The organism is Paraburkholderia phenazinium (genome assembly GCF_900141745.1).
Taxonomy (GTDB): Bacteria; Pseudomonadota; Gammaproteobacteria; order Burkholderiales; family Burkholderiaceae; genus Paraburkholderia; species Paraburkholderia phenazinium_B.
The window spans coordinates 3,399,561-3,421,860 of the sequence record NZ_FSRM01000002.1; the positions used below are offsets into that span (position 1 = coordinate 3,399,561).

General features: G+C 62.7%; 20 protein-coding genes. 14 read left to right on the plus strand and 6 right to left on the minus strand.

Translation table 11 applies throughout. The features are described 5' to 3' along the window. The first annotated feature begins 1 nt into the window (after position 1). The 13 genes from BUS06_RS35100 to BUS06_RS35155 all read left to right on the plus strand — a co-directional run bounded on the left by BUS06_RS35100 (position 2) and on the right by BUS06_RS35155 (position 14,156). Positions 2 to 1,336, plus strand: coding sequence for a glutamine synthetase family protein (locus tag BUS06_RS35100; protein ID WP_074268840.1), 1,335 nt, complete (start codon positions 2 to 4; stop codon positions 1,334 to 1,336). 35 nt (positions 1,337 to 1,371) lie between these two features. Further along, the gene (locus BUS06_RS35105) at positions 1,372 to 2,808 is read left to right on the plus strand and encodes an aspartate aminotransferase family protein (protein WP_074268841.1); all 1,437 of its coding nucleotides are present in this window, start codon (positions 1,372 to 1,374) and stop codon (positions 2,806 to 2,808) included. Between the two features lie 79 nt (positions 2,809 to 2,887). Beyond that, the gene (locus BUS06_RS35110) at positions 2,888 to 4,021 is read left to right on the plus strand and encodes a polyamine ABC transporter substrate-binding protein (protein ID WP_074268842.1); all 1,134 of its coding nucleotides are present in this window, start codon (positions 2,888 to 2,890) and stop codon (positions 4,019 to 4,021) included. Positions 4,022 to 4,225: 204 nt separating this feature from the next. Then, the gene (locus tag BUS06_RS35115) at positions 4,226 to 5,392 is read left to right on the plus strand and encodes an ABC transporter ATP-binding protein (protein WP_074268843.1); all 1,167 of its coding nucleotides are present in this window, start codon (positions 4,226 to 4,228) and stop codon (positions 5,390 to 5,392) included. Continuing rightward, positions 5,389 to 6,345: an ABC transporter permease subunit gene (locus tag BUS06_RS35120; protein WP_074268844.1), complete on the plus strand. Its 957-nt coding sequence runs from the start codon at positions 5,389 to 5,391 to the stop codon at positions 6,343 to 6,345. The genes BUS06_RS35115 and BUS06_RS35120 overlap by 4 nt, the downstream gene beginning before the upstream one ends. Next, positions 6,342 to 7,253 (plus strand): ABC transporter permease subunit, encoded by a 912-nt coding sequence (locus BUS06_RS35125; protein ID WP_074268845.1) that lies wholly within the window; start codon positions 6,342 to 6,344, stop codon positions 7,251 to 7,253. Before BUS06_RS35120 ends, BUS06_RS35125 begins: the two co-directional genes overlap by 4 nt. A gap of 37 nt (positions 7,254 to 7,290) precedes the next feature. Beyond that, positions 7,291 to 8,874 (plus strand): DUF3138 family protein, encoded by a 1,584-nt coding sequence (locus BUS06_RS35130; protein ID WP_074268846.1) that lies wholly within the window; start codon positions 7,291 to 7,293, stop codon positions 8,872 to 8,874. 69 nt (positions 8,875 to 8,943) lie between these two features. Then, the gene (locus tag BUS06_RS35135) at positions 8,944 to 10,236 is read left to right on the plus strand and encodes an NAD(P)/FAD-dependent oxidoreductase (RefSeq protein ID WP_074268847.1); all 1,293 of its coding nucleotides are present in this window, start codon (positions 8,944 to 8,946) and stop codon (positions 10,234 to 10,236) included. Further along, complete coding sequence (locus BUS06_RS35140) at positions 10,236 to 11,540, plus strand: NAD(P)/FAD-dependent oxidoreductase (RefSeq protein ID WP_074268848.1); 1,305 nt, start codon at positions 10,236 to 10,238, stop codon at positions 11,538 to 11,540. Before BUS06_RS35135 ends, BUS06_RS35140 begins: the two co-directional genes overlap by 1 nt. A gap of 178 nt (positions 11,541 to 11,718) precedes the next feature. Further along, positions 11,719 to 12,738, plus strand: coding sequence for a DUF2891 domain-containing protein (locus tag BUS06_RS35145; protein WP_074268849.1), 1,020 nt, complete (start codon positions 11,719 to 11,721; stop codon positions 12,736 to 12,738). Between the two features lie 134 nt (positions 12,739 to 12,872). Continuing rightward, positions 12,873 to 13,217, plus strand: a complete 345-nt coding sequence (locus BUS06_RS38090; RefSeq protein ID WP_074268850.1) for a hypothetical protein — start codon at positions 12,873 to 12,875, stop codon at positions 13,215 to 13,217. A 140-nt stretch (positions 13,218 to 13,357) separates the two neighbouring features. Beyond that, a complete protein-coding gene (locus BUS06_RS38630) occupies positions 13,358 to 13,492 on the plus strand; it encodes a hypothetical protein (protein WP_302050881.1) in 135 nt (44 codons plus the stop codon). Between the two features lie 427 nt (positions 13,493 to 13,919). Then, positions 13,920 to 14,156, plus strand: a complete 237-nt coding sequence (locus tag BUS06_RS35155) for a hypothetical protein (protein WP_074268851.1) — start codon at positions 13,920 to 13,922, stop codon at positions 14,154 to 14,156. Between the two features lie 43 nt (positions 14,157 to 14,199). Here the strand turns inward: BUS06_RS35155 and BUS06_RS35160 are convergent, their stop codons facing one another. From BUS06_RS35160 to hflK, 4 genes are read right to left on the minus strand one after another with little or no spacing between them, the layout of a single operon-like run. Then, positions 14,200 to 16,392, minus strand: a complete 2,193-nt coding sequence (locus BUS06_RS35160; RefSeq protein WP_083611739.1) for a heavy metal translocating P-type ATPase — start codon at positions 16,390 to 16,392, stop codon at positions 14,200 to 14,202. Beyond that, the gene (locus tag BUS06_RS35165) at positions 16,389 to 17,591 is read right to left on the minus strand and encodes an SPFH domain-containing protein (protein ID WP_254369054.1); all 1,203 of its coding nucleotides are present in this window, start codon (positions 17,589 to 17,591) and stop codon (positions 16,389 to 16,391) included. Before BUS06_RS35165 ends, BUS06_RS35160 begins: the two co-directional genes overlap by 4 nt. Continuing rightward, positions 17,588 to 18,661 carry a protease modulator HflC gene (gene hflC / locus BUS06_RS35170; protein WP_074269497.1) on the minus strand — a complete coding sequence of 358 codons (1,074 nt, stop codon included), beginning with the start codon at positions 18,659 to 18,661 and terminating at the stop codon, positions 17,588 to 17,590. The genes BUS06_RS35165 and hflC overlap by 4 nt, the downstream gene beginning before the upstream one ends. A 50-nt stretch (positions 18,662 to 18,711) precedes the next feature. Continuing rightward, entirely contained in the window at positions 18,712 to 20,607 is a 1,896-nt protein-coding gene (hflK, locus tag BUS06_RS35175) for a protease modulator HflK (protein WP_074268853.1), read from the minus strand. A gap of 516 nt (positions 20,608 to 21,123) precedes the next feature. Here hflK and BUS06_RS35180 point away from each other — a divergent pair. Beyond that, entirely contained in the window at positions 21,124 to 21,402 is a 279-nt protein-coding gene (locus tag BUS06_RS35180) for a hypothetical protein (RefSeq protein ID WP_074268854.1), read from the plus strand. Positions 21,403 to 21,468: 66 nt separating this feature from the next. On the opposite strand, the gene BUS06_RS35185 is transcribed toward BUS06_RS35180, so the two are convergent. Next, entirely contained in the window at positions 21,469 to 21,813 is a 345-nt protein-coding gene (locus BUS06_RS35185) for a superinfection immunity protein (protein WP_074268855.1), read from the minus strand. 109 nt (positions 21,814 to 21,922) lie between these two features. Then, positions 21,923 to 22,201 carry a hypothetical protein gene (locus BUS06_RS35190; protein WP_074268856.1) on the minus strand — a complete coding sequence of 93 codons (279 nt, stop codon included), beginning with the start codon at positions 22,199 to 22,201 and terminating at the stop codon, positions 21,923 to 21,925. Positions 22,202 to 22,300 lie beyond the last annotated feature (99 nt).

Here is a 22,300-nt window from a genome sequence, read left to right on the forward strand (position 1 = left end):
CATGCAAGACATCGACGAATTTCTGAAGCAACACCGCATCACCGAGATCGAAGCAATCATTCCCGACATGGCCGGGATCGCGCGCGGCAAGATCATTCCGCGCAGCAAGTTCGAATCCGGGGAATCCATGCGCCTGCCGCAAGCGGTGATGATCCAGACCGTCACAGGGGACTATCCGGAGGACGGTTCACTGACCGGCGTCACCGATCCCGACATGGTCTGCGTTCCCGACGCTTCGACCATCCGCCTGATTCCGTGGGCAGTCGATCCCACCGCGCAGGTGATTCACGACTGCGTGCACTTCGACGGCACACCGGTCGCCATCTCGCCGCGCCGGGTGCTGCGCCAGGTGCTTGAGCTGTACAAGGCCCGCGGCTGGAAGCCGGTTATTGCGCCGGAACTCGAGTTCTACCTGGTCGACATGAACAAGGATCCGGATCTGCCGCTGCAACCGCCGATCGGCCGGACCGGCCGTCCGGAGACGGGCCGCCAGGCGTACTCGATCGAAGCGGTCAACGAATTCGATCCGCTGTTCGAAGACATCTATGAGTATTGCGACATTCAGGAGCTCGAAGTCGACACGCTGATCCACGAGGTCGGCGCGGCGCAGATGGAAATCAACTTCATGCACGGCGACCCGCTCAAGCTCGCGGACAGCGTGTTTCTGTTCAAGCGCACGGTGCGCGAGGCCGCGCTGCGTCACAAGATGTATGCGACGTTCATGGCCAAGCCGATGGAAAGCGAGCCGGGTTCGGCGATGCACATGCATCAGAGCCTCGTCGACGAGGAGAGCGGGCACAACCTGTTCACCGGCCCCGACGGCAAGCCCACGCCACTATTCGACGGCTATATCGCCGGCCTGCAGAAATACACGCCCGCGTTGATGCCGATTTTCGCACCGTACATCAACTCCTACCGCCGCTTGTCGCGTTTTATGGCGGCTCCGATCAACGTGGCGTGGGGCTACGACAACCGCACGGTGGGCTTCCGGATTCCGCATTCGGGGCCGGCTGCACGGCGCATTGAAAACCGCATTCCTGGCGTGGATTGCAATCCCTACCTCGCCATTGCCGCAACGCTTGCGGCCGGCTACCTCGGCATGACGCAAAATCTGCGGCCTACCGAGCCGCTGATCAGCGACGGCTACGAACTGCCCTATCAATTGCCGCGCAATCTCGAAGAGGGCCTGACGCTGATGGGCGGGTGCGAACCGATCGCCGAAGTGCTCGGCGAGAAATTCGTCAAGGCCTATCTGGCATTGAAGGAAACCGAGTATGAAGCGTTTTTCCGCGTGATCAGTTCGTGGGAACGCCGGCACCTGCTGCTGCACGTTTAAGACGTGCGTAAGCCAAGAGAACAACTGGAGGCAACATGAGCTACAGAACAGAAGAAGTCGCGTACGTGCAACCGGCCCAGCCGGCGGCGTTCGCGCAGGTATCGCAACAACGCAGCACTGCTGAGTATCGCGCGCTCGACGCGGCACACCATATTCACCCGTTTTCGGACATGGGTTCGCTCAACAAGGCCGGCAGCCGCGTGATCGTCAAGGCCAAGGGCGTGTATGTATGGGATTCCGAAGGCAACCAGATCATCGACGGTATGGCGGGTCTGTGGTGCGTGAACGTCGGCTACGGCCGCAAGGAACTCGCCGACGCCGCCTACCGGCAGATGCTGGAGTTGCCCTACTACAACACCTTCTTCAAGACCACGCATCCGCCGGTGATCGAACTGTCGGCGCTGCTCGCGGAACTGGCGCCGGCTCCGTTCAATCACTTCTTCTATTGCAACAGCGGTTCGGAAGGCAACGACACCGTGCTGCGCATCGTCCATCAGTTCTGGGCCACGCAGGGCAAGCACGCGAAGAGGTACGTGATTTCGCGCAAGAACGGCTATCACGGTTCGACAATCGCCGGCGGCACGCTCGGCGGCATGGGCTACATGCATGAGCAGATGCCGTCGAAAGTCGAGAACATCGTTCACATCGACCAGCCGTATTATTTCGGCGAAGCCGAGGGCAATCTCACGCCGGAAGAATTCGGCCTCGCCCGCGCACAGCAGCTGGAAGCCAGGATCCTCGAGATCGGCGCGGAGAACGTCGCCGCGTTTATCGGTGAGCCTTTCCAGGGGGCGGGGGGCGTGATTTTCCCGCCGTCGACTTACTGGCCGGAAATCCAGCGCATCTGCCGCAAGTACGACATCCTGCTGGTGGCAGATGAAGTGATCGGCGGTTTCGGGCGCACCGGTGAATGGTTCGCACATCAGCACTTCGAGTTCGAGCCCGACCTCATCACGCTCGCCAAGGGCTTGACGAGCGGCTATGTGCCGATGGGCGCGGTCGGTCTGCATGACCGTGTCGCCAAAGTCATTGTCGAAAACGGCGACTTCAACCACGGCCTCACCTACTCGGGCCATCCGGTTGCGGCAGCGGTGGCGGTCGCCAACCTGAAGCTCTTGCGCGACGAGAAAATCATCGAGCGCGTCAAGACCGACACCGGTCCGTACTTCCAGAAGCAGTTGCGCGAGGCCTTCGCGAACCATCCGATCGTCGGCGATATCTCCGGCGCCGGGCTGGTAGCCGGTCTGCAACTCGCGCAGGAGCCTAAAACGCGCAAGCGTTTTGCCAATGGAGGTGAAGTCGGCACCATCTGCCGCGACTTCTGCTTCAACGGCAACCTGATCATGCGCGCTAGCGGCGACCGGATGCTGCTGTCGCCACCGCTCGTGATCACCAGGCAGGAAATCGACGAGATCGTGTCGAAGGCGAAAAAGGCCATCGACGCGACCGCACAACAACTCGGAATTTCGTAACGGCAGTTCTTTTCCGGCCCGGGCGCAACAACCATGACACGCGCCCATGCCGGGATTCTAACTTCAAGGGAAAAACGCCATGAGCGCTAGTCATACTGGACGTCATCTTCGACATGCGGTTGCGGGGGCCGCGCTTCTCGCCGTCACGAGCTTTACTGCGCTGTCGGTCTCACCGGCGCTTGCGGCCGACACGGAACTGAACGTGTACAACTGGTCGGACTACATCGCCAAAGACACGATTCCGAACTTCGAGAAGCAGGACGGCATCCACGTGAAGTACGACAACTACGACAGCGACGATACCTTGCAGGCCAAGCTGCTCGCAGGGAGTTCGGGTTACGACATCGTCGTGCCGACGTCCAACTACATGGCCAAACAGATTCAGGCCGGCGTCTACCAGAAGCTGGATAAATCCAAGCTGCCGAACCTGGCGAACCTCGACCCGGTTCTGATGAAGATGATTACCGACGCCGATCCGGGCAACCAGTACGGGGTGCCCTGGGCATACGGCACGGACGGCATAGGCTATAACCTGCAAGCCGTACAGAAGGCACTCGGCGCCGATGCGCCGGTGGATAGCTGGTCGCTGGTGTTCGATCCGGCCAACCTCTCCAAGCTGAAGGGCTGCGGCGTGTCGTTCCTCGACCAGGCTGTCGACGTGTTCGCTGCCGTGCTGCAATACATGCACAAGGATCCGAACAGCACGAACCCGGCTGACTATCAGGCCGCCTTCGAAGTGCTGAAGAAAGTCCGCCCGTATATCACCCAGTTCAACTCCTCCGGTTACATCAACGACCTCGCTAACAACGACATCTGCGTCGCCGTGGCGTGGTCGGGCGACGTCGGCATCGCCAGCCGCCGTGCCGCTGAAGCGAAGCGCTCGTACACGGTCAAGTTTTCCAACGTCAAGGAAGGCGGCCTGCTGTGGTTCGACGTGATGGTGATCCCGAAGGATGCGCCGCACGCTGAAGCCGCACTGAAGTGGATTAACTACATCGAAGATCCGAAGGTCAACGCCGCGATCACCAATGAAGTCTTCTACCCGACCGCCAACAAGGCTGCACGCCAGTTCGTGACGCCGGGCGTCGCTCAGGACACCACTGTTTATCCGGGTGACGACGTATTGAGCAAGATGACGCTAATGAAGCCGATGCCGAGCGACATTCTGCGCCTCGAAAACCGTCTTTGGGCTCAGCTCAAAACCGGCCACTAATCTTTAGACACCGCATATCAGCGGATATAACCGCGGAGCAGGGATCGCTCGATCCCTCTCCGCCTGAATCAGGCAATAAGGCAGTCAGCCTGCGCCTTGCAAGCGCAGTCCCATGTTTCCCGATCGCAGCAGACCTTTGTGAGCCGCCCCGCGCGCCCCACACGGGGACGCTTACGCCCGCGATCCGCAAGGAATGGTTACGCCATGAACTCGACGACCTCAAATAGCGCCGCCCAGGCGGCTCGTAATGCTGCAAAAGCCGCGGTTACGACTAAAAGCAAGTCCGACGAATTTGTCCGTATCGAAAACGTCGTAAAGAAATTCGGCGACAGCACCGCTGTCGATAACGTCAATCTGACCATCGCGAAGAATGAACTCTTCGCACTGCTCGGCAGCTCGGGCTGCGGCAAGTCCACGCTCCTGCGCATGCTCGCCGGGCTGGAAACGGCCACCTCGGGACGCATCTTCGTCGACGGCGAAGATCTCGCGGCGATGCCGCCGTACAAGCGCCCGGTCAACATGATGTTCCAGTCGTATGCGTTGTTCCCCCATATGAGCGTGGAGTCGAACATCGCCTTCGGCCTCAAGCAGGAAGGCACGCCGAAGAACGAAATCAAGGAACGCGTTGCCGATGCGCTGCACCTCGTGCAGATGAGCCGGTTCGCGGGCCGCAAGCCGCACCAGCTCTCGGGTGGCCAGCAGCAGCGTGTGGCGCTGGCCCGCTCGCTCGTCAAGCGTCCCAAGCTGCTGCTGCTCGACGAGCCGATGTCCGCGCTCGACAAGAAGATCCGCCAGAAGACCCAGCTCGAGCTGGTCAACATCATCGAGAAGGTCGACGTGACCTGCGTGATGGTGACCCACGATCAGGAAGAGGCGATGACCATGGCCGGGCGCCTCGCCGTGATGAGCGAAGGCCGCATCGTGCAGATTGGTACGCCCTCCCAGGTTTATGAGTTTCCGAACAGCCGCTTCTCGGCCGAGTTTATCGGCACGACCAACATGTTCGAAGGTGTGGTGGTGGAGGACGAGCCCGATCACATCTTCGTCGAAAGCGAGGATCTCGAAGCACGCATGTATGTAAGCCACGGCATCACGGGTCCGCTCGGCATGCCGGTGGGCATCTCGGTACGCCCGGAGCGCGTCAGGGTTTCGCTCGAGAAGCCGGGCACGCCGCACAACTGGGCTCGTGGAGTCGTCTCGGATGTCGCTTACATGGGCAGCTATTCGCTGTATCACGTACGCCTGCCGAGCGGCAAGACCGTGGTGTCGAACCTGTCCAGCTCGCACCTGATGAGCGAAGGGGCGCCCGCCTATAACGACGACGTGTTCGTCCATTGGTCGCCGGCGAGCGGCGTGGTGGTGACGCAATGACAACATCCGTCTCCACCTCCTCCGTGGCGCCCGGCACCCTCACCCGGCTGCTGAAGCGCCTGAGCGCCCTGCTTCCGTCGGGCCGCACAACGGTGATCGGCGTACCGTTCATCTGGCTAACGCTGTTCTTCGCACTGCCCTTCGTGCTGGTACTGAAGATCAGTTTCGCCGATCTGCGCCTGAGCATTCCACCGTACTCCGACCTCGTCAGCATGAAAGACGGCGTCGTGCATCTGGCGATCCAACTCGGTCACTACGCGTTTCTGCTGCAGGACGACCTGTATATCGCGACCTACATCAGTTCCCTGAAGATGGCGGCCATCTCGACCTTCTTCTGCCTGCTGATCGGCTATCCGATCGCGTACTACATTGCGCGTTCGGAGCCGGCCAAACGCAATCTGTTGATGATGGGCGTGATGCTGCCTTTCTGGACCTCGTTCCTGATCCGCGTCTATGCATGGATAGGCATCCTGAAGGACGACGGCCTGCTCAATCACACGCTGATGGCGATCGGCATGATCCACTCGCCGCTGCGGCTATACCACACCGATATCGGCGTCTATATCGGCATGGTCTATTCGTATCTGCCGTTCATGGTGATGCCGCTGTATGCGCACCTGGTGAAGATGGACCTGACGCTGCTCGAAGCCGCCTACGACCTCGGCGCCAAGCCGTGGACCGCCTTCACGCGCATCACGTTGCCGCTGTCGAAGAACGGCATCATCGCCGGCAGTCTGCTGGTGTTCATCCCCGCAGTGGGCGAATACGTGATCCCCGAACTGCTCGGTGGCGCAGACACCCTGATGATCGGCCGTGTGATGTGGGACGAGTTCTTCAACGATATGGACTGGCCGATGGCGTCCGCCGTCACGGTCGCGATGGTTCTGCTGCTGCTCGTGCCGATGGCCGTGTTCCAGTACTACCAGGTCAAGGAACTGGAGGGCGCGAAATGATCAGGCCGAACAGAAAGCTTTCCAACACCGTCCTGACGCTCGGGTTCCTGTTCCTTTATATCCCGATCATCAGCCTCGTCGTGTACTCGTTCAACGAGTCGAAGCTCGTCACCGTGTGGTCCGGCTTTTCGCTGAAATGGTACGGGGCGCTGCTGCAGGACGACGAGTTGCTCAGCGCGGCGTGGCTGTCGCTGAAGATCGGGCTGTTGACGGCATGCGCCTCGGTCGTGATCGGAACGTGGGCGGGTTTCGTGCTCGCGCGCTTCGGGCGCTTTCGCGGCTTCACGATGTTTGCCGGGATGATCAACGCGCCACTCGTGATTCCTGAAGTGATTCAAGGCATCTCGCTGCTGCTGCTGTTCGTCGCGCTCGAACAGATGCTCGGCTGGCCAAAGGGCCGCGGCCTGTTCACGATCTGGATCGGCCACGTGATGTTGTGCGTCTCCTACGTCGCAATCATCGTGCAGTCACGCGTCAAGGAGCTGAACAAGTCGCTCGAGGAAGCCGCACTCGATCTCGGCGCAACGCCGTTCAAGGTGTTCTTCCTGATCACGCTGCCGCTGATCTCGCAGGCGCTGATGTCCGGCTGGCTGCTGTCGTTCACGCTCTCGTTCGACGATCTGGTGCTATCCGCGTTCCTTTCCGGTCCCGGTTCCACCACGCTGCCGCTTGTCGTGTTCTCGCGAGTACGTCTCGGTCTGAATCCGGAAATGAATGCGCTCGCAACGATCTTCATCACGGTTGTAACGATCGGTGTGATTGCAGTGAACCGCTGGATGCAGATTCGCGAACGCAAGCGCACCCGCGATATGCAAATGGCGTTTGCCGTTGCCGAAGCCGCCGATGCAGCAACCGTTACCCCTCAACCCGCCGCCGTGCGCAAGTCGCTCGGTACCGTCCGAGTTTAAGCAGTTCCTGGCAATACGACCAACAAGGAGAATGTGCATGAGAAAGAAACTCATCTGCCTGCTAGTGGCGGGGAGTCTGCCTGGCGTTGCCATGGCGGACGCCACCAGCGATGAGATCAAGGCGCTTCAGGCCCAGCTGAACGCCTTGCAAAAAGAAGTGAAGCAATTGCGCTCGGAGGTCGCAGCCAAACCCAAGGCGGTAGCCGCCGCACCGGCGCCAGCGCCGGCTGCGGCACCTGCCGTGGCCGCAGCCCCGGTGGACATTTCGTCGCCTGACTACGGCAAGTCGCAAGCGACGCTGACCAACGACCAGGTCGACTCGATGAAGCAGCAGATCGCCAACCAGCAGCTGAAGGTCGATTCGCTAGTGGATGCGCAGAACACCGGTCCGATCGCAGGCCTCTCGATCACGGGCTATATCGATCCGACCTATGTCTATAACCGCGCGCCAGGCACCTCGTCGTTCCTGTTCGCGAACCACGAAAGCAGCTACAACTACTTCAACAGCACGTTCGGCGATCTCTACCTCGACATCAAGAAGACTTTCGGTGTCGGCCCGATGGCGCCGTCGGCCGAAATCACGCTGATGCCGAACCGCGGCAACGGCATTACGCTGCTGCAGAACGAGCACGGTACGATCGGCGACAACATCCTGAACACGGCGGTCGTGACGGTACCGGTGACGGCGACGACGACCTTCGTGGCCGGCTTGATGCCGAGCTTCGGCGGCTATGAAGTGCAGCAGTCGAACCAGATGACCACGCTCACGCACAACCTGCTGTATGACTTCTCGGATCCGGGCAGCTATGTCGGCGTAGGTGTGAACTACACGGGCGACGGCAGCAACTGGGCGTGGAAATTCATGCTGGGCAACGAACAGTACCGCACGTATGGTTCCGTGGTGCAGACGGGCACCAACGCGTTGGGCGATCCGATCACCAGCAGCAACAAAATCCCCACTTTCACGGCACGGGTCGACTACACGTGGTCTAGCGCGCTGGATCTGGGCGGCTCGTTCAACATCGGCCGGCAAACGCTCGCCTCCGGACTCGACTCCAACGGCAATCCGGTGTACGGCGTGGGCGGTGCAGCGCCAAGCGCCTTTGGCACTTTCTTCTTCGCTGAAGCCGATGCCGCTTACACGCTCGCGGACGTCCAGTACAACGCCGAGCTCGACTACGGTCAGCAACAGAACGCTGCATTCAACGGCGGCCAGGCGCAGTGGTACGGCATCTCGTTGCTCGCGCACCGCAAGTTCACTTTGCCGACGGTGGGCCGCATGGGTGTGACGGCGCGTTACGACCTGCTCGCCGACACCAAGAACGGCGGTGGCGGCGGTGGCATCGCGCTGAACTCGAACGGTATGGACACGGCAGACGGTTTTGGCATCGGTGCAAGCTGCCTCGCGAATTCGAAGGCGAACGGTGGCCTGGGCTTCGAGTGCAAGGGCGCCGTCCACCAGGACGTCGCACTGGACCTGCTGTTCTATCCGACCCAGCAGATCACGGTGAAGGTGGAATACCGGCATGACTGGGCCACCCAGGATACGTTCCTGCGCAACGATGGCTCTTATAGCAAGTCCAACGACATGCTGGCCACGCAGTTCATCTACGCGTTTTAACCTGTACCGCCGAAGCGCGATTGCCTGCCGCAGGGTGTCGCGCCTCGGCCCTTATTGTGTTTTCTGCCTATGCTCCGGTTCTCGAACCAGCCCCATGCCGCGTCGTACTACGCCGCGACGCTCAACGATACGACCCGTCATGCCCCGCTCGACGGCACATTGAAGGTGGATGTCTGCGTGATCGGCGCCGGCCTCACCGGCATCTCGACCGCGCTCAACCTCGCGGAACGCGGCTATTCCGTTGCGGTGCTCGAAGCCTCGAAAGTCGGTTGGGCGGCGAGCGGGCGCAATGGCGGCCAGTTGATCGGCGGCTTTGCGTGCGATATGGATACGTTCGCAAAGCACATGCCCGCCGAAGACGTCAAACGTATGTGGGAGATGGGACTCGAGACGCTGGATATCGTCAGGGATCGCGTCGCCAGACATCAGATCGACTGCGATCTCAAGTTCGGCTATTTTCATGCGGCGAACAAACCGCGCGATGCCGCAGCGCTAAGGCAATCGCGAGATGAAGCACACACGCGCTTCGGTTACGACCGTTTCCGTTACATCGAGCAAGACGGCCTGAGCCACTACGTGCAGTCGACACGCTATCTGGGCGGCCTGTTCGATCCGGACAGCGGCCATTTGCATCCGCTCAATTACACGCTTGGCCTCGCGCGTGCGGCGTGCGCAGCGGGCGTGCAGATTTTCGAAGACAGTTGCGTGAGCCAGATGCGTAGCGAGGGCAATGGACATGTGATCGAAACCGCTCATGGCGAGGTGCAGGCGCAATTCGTTGCGCTCGCCTGCAACACCTGGCTGGGTGCGCTGGCACCTGAGCTCGCGCGCAAGATCATGCCGGTCGGCACGTATGTGATTGCCACCGAACCGCTCGACCCCGCGCGTGCGCGGGCCTTGATGCCGGCGCAAGCCGCCATCTGCGATAGCCGATTCGTGCTCGACTACTTCCGCCCCGCGCCGGATCACCGCGTGTTGTGGGGCGGCAAGGTCAGTTACTCGACGTTTGCGCCGCGCGATCTGGGCGAAGCAATGCGGCGCGATATGCTGAAGACTTTCCCGCAACTGGCCGACGTCAAGGTCGACTATGCGTGGGGCGGTTTCGTCGATATCACGATGAACCGCGCACCGCATTTCGGACGCCTCTCGCCCACTGTGTACTTCGCGCAAGGCTTCTCCGGTCACGGTGTCAACACCACGGGGCTGGCAGGCAAGCTGATCGCCGAGGCGATCGACGGCCAGGCCTCGCGTTTCGACCTGTTCGGCAAGATTCGCCACCGCGATTTTCCGGGTGGCGCTACACTGCGCACCCCTGCCCTCGTGCTCGCGATGGCCTGGTATCGAATGAAGGACCTGCTTTGATGGCTGACAGTCTCGACCGCCGTGCGGATGCACTGATCCGCGACTCCTATTACGAAGCGAGCGCCGTGCGCCCGCTCGCGGATGATCCGATGCTCGATGCCGCACTCGAAGCCGACGTCTGCGTGATCGGCGCGGGTTTTGCCGGGCTCTCGGTTGCGCTCGAGTGCCGGGCGCGCGGCATGTCGGTGATTGTGCTCGATGCGCACCGTCCCGGCTGGGGTGCGTCGGGGCGCAATGGCGGACAGACGCTGGTGGGTTTCGCCAAAGACGAGATCATCGAAAGGCAGCTCGGGCTCGATGGGGCACGCGCGGCCTGGGCAATGTCCGTGGAAGGCGTGGCGCTGGTGCGCGAGCGCATCGAACGGTATGGGATCGATTGCGATTTCACACCGGGCTATCTGACCGTCGCGACCAAACCGAAGCGCGTGCCCGATCTGCGCTCGTGGATGGACGATGCTTCGTCGCGCTGGGGCTATACGAAGCTTTCGTGGATCGACACCGATGAGATCCGCGCCCGCGTCGCATCGGAGCGTTATCTGGCCGGCGTCTATGATCCGTTCTCCGGGCATCTGCATCCGCTGAAATATTGCCTGGGTCTTGCCGAAGCGGCGCGGCGCGAAGGGGCGTTGCTGTTCGCGCGTTCGCCGGTGGTCGAAGTGGTGCGCGGCGAACGGCCGGTCGTGCGGACTGCGACTGGTGAAGTGCGTTGCCGCTTTGTCGCTGCGTGCGGCAACGCGACCATCGGCAATGTGCTGCCCGCGGCGGTCGCGGCGCGGATCGCGCCGATCGCGTCGTATATCGTCGCCACCGAGCGGCTCGGGCAAGCGCGTGCGTCCACCTTGATCGCCAGACGGGAAGCCGTGTGCGACAACAATTTCTTCCTCGACTACTTCCGCATCTCGGCAGATCACCGTGTGCTGTTCGACGGCCGCGCCAGTTCGACGGGTGCGTCGCCTGCCCAGTTGTCCGAGCAGATTCGCAAGCGGATGGTGGACGTGTTTCCGCAAGTGGCCGATGCGCGGGTCGAATATGCTTGGGGCGGCTTCGTGGATGTCACGCGCAATCGCGCGCCGGATTTCGGCTCGATCGATCCGAATTACTTCTATGTGCAGGGATTTTCCGGGCATGGCGTGGCGTTGACCGGGATTGCCGGGCGCGTCATTGCTCAGGCCATTGCCGGTGAGACAGCGGCATTCGATCTGTTCGCCGGGCTGCGTCATACGCGCTTTCCGGGTGGGCCGGCGTTGCGCGGACCGGCGCTTGAGCTTGGGATGCTGTATCACCGGATTCGCGAACTGCTGTAGCTGTCACTCGGCAAAACGGACCCGCGCCACCGCTGGCGCGGATCGCCTCGCCCGAACTGAAGGACCGGAACGGCGTGATCAAGGCACAATGACGTACCGCACTACTGCTGTTGACCGTCAACACCGTGCTGATGTATCTCTTCATATTCCGCTTCCGACCCGCTACAGGCGAGACGCCATGACTGCCCAACTCACCCCCGCTATCGCATCCAGATTCGCCAATCTGGCGCTGGATCATCTCACCCGCGAGTATCCGAACAAGCTGACGCATTCGCTTGAAGGTCCGCAAGACGTCCAGGGACCACGCGCACTGCACCCGATCTTCTACGGCAGCTACGACTGGCATTCCTGCGTGCATGGCTACTGGCTTATCCTCCATCTGCTCGAACGCTTTCCTGGGTTGCCCGAGGCGGCGCGCATCGTCGCCGTCGTCAACGAGCATTTCACCGAAGCCAATGTGGCCGGCGAGCGCGCCTATCTCGACCTGCCGCAAAATCGCGGCTTCGAGCGGCCGTACGGCTGGGGCTGGCTGCTGGCGTTATCCGCACAGATCGACGCGCTGAAGCTGCGCAAGCATCCCCACGCCGCGCGCTGGAGCGAAACCTTCGCACCGCTAACCGAAGTCTTCATCCAACGCTTTGAAGAGTTTCTGCCCAAGGCCACCTATCCGCTACGCGTGGGCACGCATTTCAACATGGCGTTTGCGCTCGCCCTGACGCTCGACTTCGCACGGCAAACCTCACATGAATCGCTGGCGGCGCTGGTGATCGAAACCGCGCGCCGCTGGTATCTGGATGACGTCGCGTGTCAGGCGTGGGAACCGGCGGGAGATGAATTCCTCTCGCCGTCGTTGATGGAAGCCGAGTTGATGCGGCGAGTGCTGCCGGGCGCGCAATTCGCCACATGGTTCGACGCATTTCTACCGGAGCTCGCCGCGCAAAAACCAGCCACCCTGTTCGAACCGGTCACCGTGACCGATCGCAGCGACGGCAAGATCGCTCACCTCGACGGCCTCAATCTGAGCCGCGCATGGTGTCAGCGCTCGATCGCCCGCGCGCTGCCGGACGACGACGCGCGTCGCACGCTGCTCAACGAAGCGGCCGAGCGGCATCTGGACAGCGCGCTCGAGCATGTGGCCGGCGACTACATGGGAGAGCACTGGCTCGCAACCTTTGCGACGCTCGCGCTCGAAGCGTAATGAGTGCCTCCGTTCCGGCGCACTGACACACCACCCCTCACGACCCACGTCCACTGTTTCTGTAAACGGTGGACACAATTGTTCTGGAACTTGGCGAGCGCGTTTCTTTCTTAAGAGAATCGAGGGAGACAATCATGCTTCGCCTAATTGCGGCGCTCGGGGTGGTGGCAGTTCTGGCCGGCTGCGCCGTCGCGCCAGGTTACGGATATCCGTACTACGACGGGCCGGCCTACCCGGACTACGGACAAGCCTACTATCCCGACTACGGTTATGGGTACGGCTATGGATACGCACCGGCCTACGGTTCGGTCAGCATCTGGGGTGGCGGCGGCGGTTGCTGTTACTACGGCCACGGCGGCCGGTACTGGCATGGCGGCAGCGGCTGGCACGGCGGCGGTGGCTGGCATGGTGGCGGTGGCCACAGCGGTGGCGGCGGTAACTGGCACGGTGGCGGTGGCGGACACGGCCAGGGGCATTGAGCCGTTCGGCCCCTTTCGCTTCGGCCGGCCATGAAGCCGGCCGGTCAGGTTTTTGCAATTCCTTAACATTAACGTTCCACAACTGGGGCTAAGATAGCGGGCCGTTCACCAACAAGGTCGATCTGACCCAGGAAAACCCCATGAAGAAAATTTTGCTTGCCATCACGCTCGCCGCCGTCGCTATTGGCGTCATCGCTCCGGCTTCCGCCGAGGAACACCATCCGGTGTGCCACAAAGTAAAGGTTCATGGCCACTGGCAAAAGCGCTGCCACTAAGGCGCTGCCTGAGCCGCGGCTGACGCCGGGGCTTGCTGCCGCTGGAAACTACAGCGGCCGCGCAAACCCGGCAGCAAAGAAAAAAATGGCCGCAGATTGCTCTGCGGCCATTCCATATGCGCGGCTTCACTTCACCACGTTCTCATCAGTGTGCGCCCAATCTGGCGCGGCCCCGTTAATCATCCCCGTAATCAGAATTAGCAACACTTAGTTACGTTTGGTTACAGTCTAGGCGTTTTGGGAAAGCTTTCTATCATGGTTTTCCTTAGTATCCCCGCGACCCGCCACAGCCCGGCCGCAACCGCCCGTAGCGCTTTCCTGGCGCTTCATGCAGCTTGCCATCCTGCCAATTTGAGCTAGAGTTTTAATTAGACAAAACAACAAAAAGCTGGCGCAGACCAGGTACAAACCACCGCGGGGGCGGAAGATGCTTACACTAATCGATCAGGACATCGCGCATATCACGCGCGTCATGAAGCCATCGGTGTGCGGGGATTTCGGCGGATGCATCCTGCCACCGGACTACTGGCGCAAGCGTCTGTTCAGACTGCTCGACGCCCATCACGTCACCAAACCCCAACTCTGCTCAATCGACGACTTGCTGTTGCAACTCGATGAGCTCGATGCGGCCATCAGGCACGGCAAGGTGACCGCCGATACGTAGCTCCATCGCTTTACTGCAGTCCCGGTCAATCCATCGCTGCGCTTCAATGCGGCGCGGCGGCGGTCTGCGCGTCATTCACATGCGTGTCCCGGCTCGGCTTCGATGCGGAATCCTCGTCGATCCGCAGTAGCCGTCCGGCGTTCGCGATCACGATGAACGTGCCGACGTTGTGCAGGATCGCCACCCACACCGCTCCTAGCAAACCGAGCGCAGCAAGCGCCATGATCTCGACAGTCCACAGCAATCCGATCGCCGCATTGATGCTGGCGGTGCGGCGGCAGCGCCGGCCAAGCCGGATGCAGGTTGGGATGCGGCGCAGATCGTCGCCGAGCAGCACGATGTCGGCAGAGGCCACCGCGATATCGATCCCGCGTTCGCCCATCGCGATGCTGGTCGCGCCAGCCTTGATCGCCAGCACGTCGTTCAGGCCGTCGCCGACCACGAGCGGATGATGGCCCGCTTCGAGTTCGTGCATCACGTAGTCGAGCTTGTCGTGCGGCAGCGCTTGGGAGACGACCGTCTCGATGCCGACCTCGGCGGCCACCTTGCGCGCCACGGCATCGCGATCGCCCGTCAGCAGGGTTTGGCGCACGAGGCCAAGCTCGCGCAGTTCGGCGAGCGCACCGGCGGCTTCGGCGCGCAAGGCATCGGCGAAGCCGAACCAGGCGAGCAGCTTACCGTTGAGCGCGAGGCCGACACACGGGCCGTCGATGGAATCGGGCGACGGTTGCAAAGCCGTTACGTGGTCGCGCAGTAATTCCGCGCGACCGAGCACGGCGGTGCCGTCCGGCGTTTCCGCGACGACCCCGAGGCCGCGCAATTCGCGGGTGCGCTCGAACGGCGTGGCGTCGTGCCCGGTGGCTGATGTGGCTGATGTGGCTGATGTGGCTGAAGTCGCTGACGCGGATGATGTGGGCGATGTAGCCGATGCAGTAGACGCGTCCAACGCCGCATACCGCGTCAACGCCCGGCTCACCGGATGCGCACTTCCAGCCCCCAGCCGCGCCGCCAGCGCAACGGCCTCCGCTCGCACCACGCCGGGCTGCGCGAACACATCCGCCACGCGCAGTTCTCCATGCGTGAGCGTGCCGGTCTTGTCGATCACCAGCGAATCGATCTCGGCAATGCGGTCGAGAAATGCGGCGTTCCTGAACAACACGCCGTGCCGCGCACCCACCGCGATCCCGGCAATCGCCGTGGAAGGCGCGGCCAGCACCAGCGCGCACGGACATGCAGCGACGATCACCGCCAGCATCGCCGACGCATTGGCCGACGCGAACCAGACAATCGCCGCGATCAGCAGCACCAGCGCCAGATAACCGCCCATGTAGCGTTCGAGCACCTGGGTGATCGGCGGCTTCACCTGTTCGGCGCGTTGCAGCAGTTCGATGATCTTGCCGAGCGCCGAGTGCTCGCCCGCATGCGTAACTTCGATGCGCAGCGGGCCGTCGAGATTTAACGCGCCGCCGAACACCGCGGCGCCTTCATCCACATCGAGCGGCAACGACTCGCCGGTGATCGGCCCGTTGTCGACGCTCGAGCGGCCGCGCCGCACCAGGCCGTCGGCGGGAATCCGCGAGCCGGCGGCCACCTCCACCATATCGCCGGCGCGGATCGCCTCGTAAGCCACTTCTTCGATCGTGCCATCGGTCCTGACGCGCCGGACATTGCCCGAGGTTAGCCGGCCAAGCGCGCGGATCGCCTCTTGCGAACCCAGCACGCTGCGCTCTTCGAGCGCATGTCCGAAGGTCATGACGATCGGCAGCAAGGCCGCGGTCGTCATGTCGCCGGTCGCCCACGCTGCCAGCATGGCGAGCGCAATCAGCCGGTCGGTGACGCCATGCAGACTCGGCGACTTCAGGCTGTACCAGGCGCCGGTGAATACTGGCCCCGCCACCAGCAGCGACGAGAGTCCCGCCAATACTTCGGCGAGCTGCGCTCCGCCGGGTGCGAAGTAGCGCCATGCCATCGACAGCAGCAGCAGGCCGCCCGCCAGCAAAGCAAGCGCGATCTGCCGCGTGACGATGCTCCGTTCTGTAGCTGAGAGCGCGATGCCCGGTCCATCGTCATCGTGCGAATGAGCGGCGTGCGGGTCGTGGTCGTGGTCGTGGCCATTGCCGTGCCCATCGTCATGGCCGTGTTCATGCCCGGCGCCGTCAGCGCCATGGGCACCATGCGCCAAATCACCCGCCCCACCGGGAGTAGCACGCTCAACCGGATCGATATGAGCGCTCATTGAATTTTCCCCGGCAGCACCAGACTCGATGCATCGTGCGGATCGATCGTCGTCACGCGTCCAGCCTTTGACAGGATCTGCTGGATCCGGTCGCGATACGCACGCGCCAGCAAGCCCGGATCGCTGTTGGCATCGAGCGGCGTTTCGAGTTGCAGGATCGTGGTGGTTTCAGCCTGCGCCGTCGCGACACGCTCGCTGGCGCTCGCCTGCGCGCTCTGCAGAATCTGATCCGCTGACTGCTGCGCGCCCTGGCGGATGTTCTCAGCCGTCGTGCGTGCATCGGCAATATTGCGGTCGGCGGTCTGCAGCGAGGTGAGCACCGAGTTGAACGCATCGACCGCAGTTGCCGGAAACTGCGCCTGCACATCCATGCGCGCTACCTCGATACCGAGGCCCGTATGCGCAGCCGCGAGCGCATTCAAATGGCGCTGCACCGCCTGCGCCATGTCGCCGCGCAACTGCTCGCGCTTGACCGCCATCTGCTGGTCGGACGACAACAGTTCGGGACGTGCCACCAGAATCGAATCGAGGTCGCGCCCCGCCGTCACTTCGACCACCGCCGCTGCAACCACACGCTGTAACGCAGATTCGAGGCGCTCTTTTTGCAGCACGTAGGCGTACGGATCGACGACGCGATAGTAGAGCGTCGCGCTCAGTTGCACGACGCCTTCGTCGCCGGTCAGCACATAGCCTGAGCCGGCCAGCGCATCGGGCAACGTCGGGCCGGCGTTATCGGGCGAGCCGGCGTCGGAGTCGGGCGAGGCAGAGCCGAGCGATGTAGCCTCTGATGGGATTCCTAACGAACTGGCCTCACCAGGCGGCAGCGGCATCGTCTGACTGGATTGAGCCGATTGACTGGATTGCGTCGTAGCGACCGGATCCGCAGCGCGAGCGCGCGGGTCGCGATCAAGCGAACTGATGCGCTGTTCCAGCACACGCGCGCTGCCGGGAATCAGCAGCACGGTTTCGAACGGTTGCGGCATCGCCACCAGCAACCCCGCGTCCTGCGTGCGCACGAAGGCGCCGAAACGCATCACGACAGCCCGGCTATCCGCGGGAATACGGCGGATATTCGAAGTGGCCCACACCCCTGCCGCGAGTAGCGCAATCACCACCACGAACCAGAACGCAAGGCGCACGGCTTGTGCGCCGGGTCCGAGCGACGGTGTTGGCGACGACGTCTCCATGGCGGTACTCATGGGGCGTGCTTGCCCTTCTTCGACGGCGCAGGAGCTTGCGCTTGCGTCTGCGACTGCTCGGCTTGCGTCACACCGAGTCCGGCGGGACCCTGCACGAGCACATTGAACGGCGCGGCGTCGGTGCGCAGGATCAGGTTCGTATTGGTGTTGACCACGCCGTTCAGCGTATCGAGCGAGCGCAGCATCGTATAGAGATGCGGGTTGCCCGCATAACTCTTGCCGTAGATCGCCGCCGCATCCTGGCGCGACTGCGCCTCGATCTGCGCAGCCTTGACGTTGGCATCGGCAATGGCAATGCGCGCATCACGATCCGCATCGGAACGGATCTGCGCGGCTTGCCGTTTGCCATCCGCGGTGCGTTGCGCAGCCACTGTTTCACGTTCGGCCCGCATGCGCTCGACAGTCGCCGAGAGCGTCACGGCGGGCAACGTCAGTTGCTCCAGCCCGACCTGCACCACATGCACGCCATACGCCTGATAGAGCTGCGAATCGACCTGACGGCGCAGTTCATCTTCGAACGCAGCGATGCGCACCTGGCCCGGGTTGGTGTTCACGAGCGAAGCGAGATCGAAGTCAGCCGAGGTGGTCTGCAACGCGGAGCCGAGCAGCGAGCGAATCTGCCGCGCCGCCTCATCAGGTTCGTTGCGCACGGCGCGCACAAAACGGCCGACATCGCTCGCGTTGGCCGGCACACGCCACGCCACATAGGCTTGCACGATGATGCGCAAGCCATCGCGTGTGCCGACGTCCTGCAGGCCGCTCGAGGTCGTATGCAGACGCAGGTCGACCGGCACGGCGGCTTCGATCGGCGCCGGCAAACGCCACGCGAGGCCGGGTTCGAGCAGCACTCGCACTGGTTCGCCGAAGCGCGTCACCACGGTAGCCTGACCCGCCTGGACCTGAATGAAGCTCGCGACCGCAAACGCGATCACGACGCACAGCGCCGCCAGCGCCACACGCCAGTAGAAACCGGGGCCGCCGGTTGCCGCACCGCCGTGGCCGTGCGCATCACCGCCGCGGTGGTGATGCGCGTGACCATGAGCGTGCGCATGCGAATGATTCAAACTCACAATATCCCCCGAAGCCGTCTGTCCGATGCCACGCGGCGAGTACGTCGCCGTCAATAAACCCGCCGCGCCCCTGCCGCGTCGCCCGCACCGTATGAGCGCAGATCGATCGTGGCGCGGTTGCCGTCGACGAGCCGGTCGTCGATCACCGTGATATGGGCGTTCTGCAAACCCTTCTGCAGGCTATGCAGGTAGTACTCGAGCACAAACGCCGGGCCGCCTGCCTGGGCTGCGATCACGTCGGCGCTGAAACTGGTTTGCTGGACTTGCGCGGCCGAGGTGATATCGGCGGCCTGCGCGGTGGCTTGCGCAACCGCGGTCTCGGCCTGCTGCTGCGCATCGCCGAGCGACTGCGCGGCAAGCCCGCGCGCCTGCGCGACGCTCGCCTCCGAGCGGATCTGCGCTGCCTGCACGCTGTGCCACGCCGCCGATGCCCCCGCCGGCGGATGCACGCTTTCGATCACCACTGCCACCACATCGATGCCGCTCGACAGGCGATCGAGCTGGGTTTGCACCGCCCGCCGCAGCGTGTCGGCCATCACGGTCTGCCGCGTTTCGAGCAACGAATCGATCGTATGCGAGGCGAGGTAGCGCACCACTTCGCGATTGGCAATGGCCCGCACGGTGCCGGGTACGTCCTCGGCGCGATATAGCGAGGCGCGCGCCGCGGCATCCGAGAGACCAATGCGGTAATCGAGCCGCACGTCGGCGCTGACAATCTGGAAGTTCTGCCGGTCGCCACTCGCACCGGCGATCACCTGGCTCGTCTCGCCCTGATGCACGACGTCCCACAAGCGGTTCACCTGCTCGGGCGTCTGCGCGTCGGCGGGCACCAGCGGCGACGCGGCCGCGCTCTCTTCCGGCGAACCGGAGACGATCAGTTGATGGACCGCGCCGTTATCGATTGCGCGCGCCTTGCCAAACGGCCACGGCAGCGCCACATGCAGACCCGGTTGCCAGACCGCGACCGGCGCGCCGAATCGCTCGTAGACCGCACGTTGCTCGGGTCCGAGGATCACGATGCCCGTCAGCAGCCAGGCACACACGACGATCGTGCCAATGGCCGCGGGCAGCAAACGCACCACGCTTTGCAAGACCCAGTTCTGACGCAGATCGATGCCGTAGCGATTGCGCAGTTGTGCGCTGAAGCGGGCCAATGGCGAGGGCCGCAGACGCAGCAGACTCGCGATGAGACTGTCGGGCACGCTGGCGTCGCCGCTGCGCATATGGGGCGGCGCGAACCACGAGAACACGGCACGCAAGGCGAATTCAAGGGCAATGGCTGCGTTGAAAACCGCGAGGGCCCGCACCGGCCACACCGCGGCGATTTCCGCATAGGCAAGCAGCACGGCGCAGATCGCTGCGACCATCGCGCTCAGGAGCGCCACGCGCAGCACATTGGCGAGCGAGCCCCAGGCGCGGCCACGCGCGGCGTGCATCGCAAAGTACAGCTCAGCGACGAGCGTGCCGAACGCCAGCGCGAAGGCGGCGAGGCCGGCGATCAGCGCGGCGCTGGGCGGCCGCAGCACGGCAGCAAGCGCAAACTGGACCGGCGCGCGCCACGCGAGCGAGGCGACGGCCACGGAAAGCGCCGCGCACAGCAGCACCGCGAAGGGCTGCCAGCGAATCGCGCGCAGCGTCGCAAAGATCGTGTTGCTTAACGCGCCCCACCACGCGCGTTGCCACACACGGAAGCCTTGCGGATGGGGTGTTTTTTCCGCGGCGCGCGAACCGCCAGTATGAGCGAGACGGGCCGCCAACGCGACCGTAAACACATCGAGCCATGCGCTCGACAAGGCGGCACACCAGCGGATATCGAACCAGCCGCCCTTGATGAGCGGCAACGCGGCGAGCACGAGAGCCAGCACCACGCTGACCGAGGCGATCCGAGTGGCGGAAACCGGATAGCTGTGCGGTGTTTGTTCGTCGCTTTGCATCTGATGCAACATCGCTATCCTTGGATGACCCGCGCCGGGCCCCTGAACCCGGTCAACTAAAAATTGTATGTATTTCGTCAGGATTTTTTGGCAGCGCCGGCGGCGTGCGAGGCGAATTTAACGCGTCGGGATTCGAAACTCAAGCGAATCATGAACCTGGTGTGTTTAACGGCCGGCACGCTATTGCTGGATTGCATCCGGCGAATATCGACTTTCAAACAGGCTTGAAAACGATTTACGCTGCCGGTTTAGTGACTGCCCCCGCAAACCCATTGCAGGCAGCAGACTCCGCAACACGCCTGCCCTGAAAATAAATAATCTGAAAAGCGAGGGCTTTTAAGGCGGTGGCGTCGTGGCTTGTCCGGGTTTTATGCGCGCGGTATGATTCTTCCTGAACGCCTACGAGATCACCTACGCAAAAACGGCCACCCAGGGTGGCCGTTGGTTTTTCTACCGCTTAATCGACGCCCAACACCCTGGCGTGCGCGCGAGCTCAACTCAAGCGCGTCAACTTTCTTCTTTGCCACTATGGACATCAACAAACAACTCGCCGCTCTCACCACGTCCGAACTGCAGACGGCCGGCGCCAGCCAGGCGACCGCCATCGCTGTGAGCGTGCTGCTTCGCCACTTTCAATCGCCCGCGCTTTCGAAGCTGCTGACAAATGCGTTCGAAAATCATCAGGCTGTGATGCTGCAGACACCGTGGCCCGATCAGATGCTGCAATCGTTCGAAGCGACACGGCGCTTTCTCGAAGGCGCCGCTAAACCGGCCGCCAGCGACGACACTGCGCAAAATGCAGGCTGAAACTGACGCGGCTGCAACTCACCGCGCAAATGCGCCGGCCGAAACTCGCCGGCCGGCGCCAGCACATTACGACTGACGAGCCACCACAGCACGTGTACGCACGCGAAGCTTGCCGACCATCTGGCTCTGCAACGCGGTGCGGCTTTGAGCGTGCGCCACCAGCTTGTCGATCGTCACGCGCGCCACGGCCCGATGCGTGCGCCTGACCAGATGGGTCAAACGCTTTTCGGTGGCTGGGCGACGTGCCCACATGAAAGCCGCAAGCCAGCCGATCACCGTCCAGCCAAGCAGCACATTGACCATCGTGATCGCAAAAGCGTCGTCGCGGTTATGCGCGTCCGCTTCGATCGACGGGATCATGTAAAGCGTAAATGCGCCGAGAACGGCTATGCCTTCAAGTATTTGCGTCATGACATCACCTCATTTTTCTGCCGCTCTAGTGCGCGATGACGTGACGGGCGGACCGGCTGCCTTGAGCCTTCAGGCCCACGCACACGTCCGACACCGTCACGCGACGCAATCAATGACCTGCGTACAGGCTGCGCGTCGTGGCCGAGAACTGACGGCTGCCGGATTCCGACGTAGCGCTAGCCACGCCGCCGTAAGAGCTGTCGGCCGTTGCGTTGCCGGTGCTGTCGCGTTCGGCGGCAACCACTTGCGCGCTCTGGCCGCGTTGCGAGACCGGTGCGCCGACCGACGGACGATAGAACGGTGCCGGGCCGTAGCCGCTGGCAAAAGCCGGAGCAGCCACGGCTGCGGAAACGGCGACGAGCAATGCTGCGATCAGTTTGGTTTTCATGATGAACCTCCAATGTGCTTTCGAGTAACGGGGTGCGCTGCGAACTGCCCTGTGCAGCGCGACATTGGAAGGTAGTTTAGGGGAACCCTATCGAAAGTC

Bases quoted from the DNA above. Each gene is read 5' to 3' on its own strand.
- hflK (WP_074268853.1), bottom strand. From the start codon at position 20,607: ATGTTGCATCAGATGCAAAGCGACGAACAAACACCGCACAGCTATCCG.
- BUS06_RS38630 (WP_302050881.1), top strand. From the start codon at position 13,358: ATGAAGAAAATTTTGCTTGCCATCACGCTCGCCGCCGTCGCTATTGGC.
- BUS06_RS35140 (WP_074268848.1), top strand. From the start codon at position 10,236: ATGGCTGACAGTCTCGACCGCCGTGCGGATGCACTGATCCGCGACTCC.
- BUS06_RS35120 (WP_074268844.1), top strand. From the start codon at position 5,389: ATGACAACATCCGTCTCCACCTCCTCCGTGGCGCCCGGCACCCTCACC.
- BUS06_RS35105 (WP_074268841.1), top strand. From the start codon at position 1,372: ATGAGCTACAGAACAGAAGAAGTCGCGTACGTGCAACCGGCCCAGCCG.
- BUS06_RS35145 (WP_074268849.1), top strand. From the start codon at position 11,719: ATGACTGCCCAACTCACCCCCGCTATCGCATCCAGATTCGCCAATCTG.
- BUS06_RS35100 (WP_074268840.1), top strand. From the start codon at position 2: ATGCAAGACATCGACGAATTTCTGAAGCAACACCGCATCACCGAGATC.
- BUS06_RS35165 (WP_254369054.1), bottom strand. From the start codon at position 17,591: ATGAGTACCGCCATGGAGACGTCGTCGCCAACACCGTCGCTCGGACCC.
- BUS06_RS35185 (WP_074268855.1), bottom strand. From the start codon at position 21,813: ATGACGCAAATACTTGAAGGCATAGCCGTTCTCGGCGCATTTACGCTT.
- BUS06_RS35110 (WP_074268842.1), top strand. From the start codon at position 2,888: ATGAGCGCTAGTCATACTGGACGTCATCTTCGACATGCGGTTGCGGGG.
- BUS06_RS35125 (WP_074268845.1), top strand. From the start codon at position 6,342: ATGATCAGGCCGAACAGAAAGCTTTCCAACACCGTCCTGACGCTCGGG.
- BUS06_RS35135 (WP_074268847.1), top strand. From the start codon at position 8,944: ATGCTCCGGTTCTCGAACCAGCCCCATGCCGCGTCGTACTACGCCGCG.
- BUS06_RS35130 (WP_074268846.1), top strand. From the start codon at position 7,291: ATGAGAAAGAAACTCATCTGCCTGCTAGTGGCGGGGAGTCTGCCTGGC.
- BUS06_RS35180 (WP_074268854.1), top strand. From the start codon at position 21,124: ATGGACATCAACAAACAACTCGCCGCTCTCACCACGTCCGAACTGCAG.
- BUS06_RS35155 (WP_074268851.1), top strand. From the start codon at position 13,920: ATGCTTACACTAATCGATCAGGACATCGCGCATATCACGCGCGTCATG.
- BUS06_RS35115 (WP_074268843.1), top strand. From the start codon at position 4,226: ATGAACTCGACGACCTCAAATAGCGCCGCCCAGGCGGCTCGTAATGCT.
- BUS06_RS35160 (WP_083611739.1), bottom strand. From the start codon at position 16,392: ATGAGCGCTCATATCGATCCGGTTGAGCGTGCTACTCCCGGTGGGGCG.
- BUS06_RS38090 (WP_074268850.1), top strand. From the start codon at position 12,873: ATGCTTCGCCTAATTGCGGCGCTCGGGGTGGTGGCAGTTCTGGCCGGC.
- BUS06_RS35190 (WP_074268856.1), bottom strand. From the start codon at position 22,201: ATGAAAACCAAACTGATCGCAGCATTGCTCGTCGCCGTTTCCGCAGCC.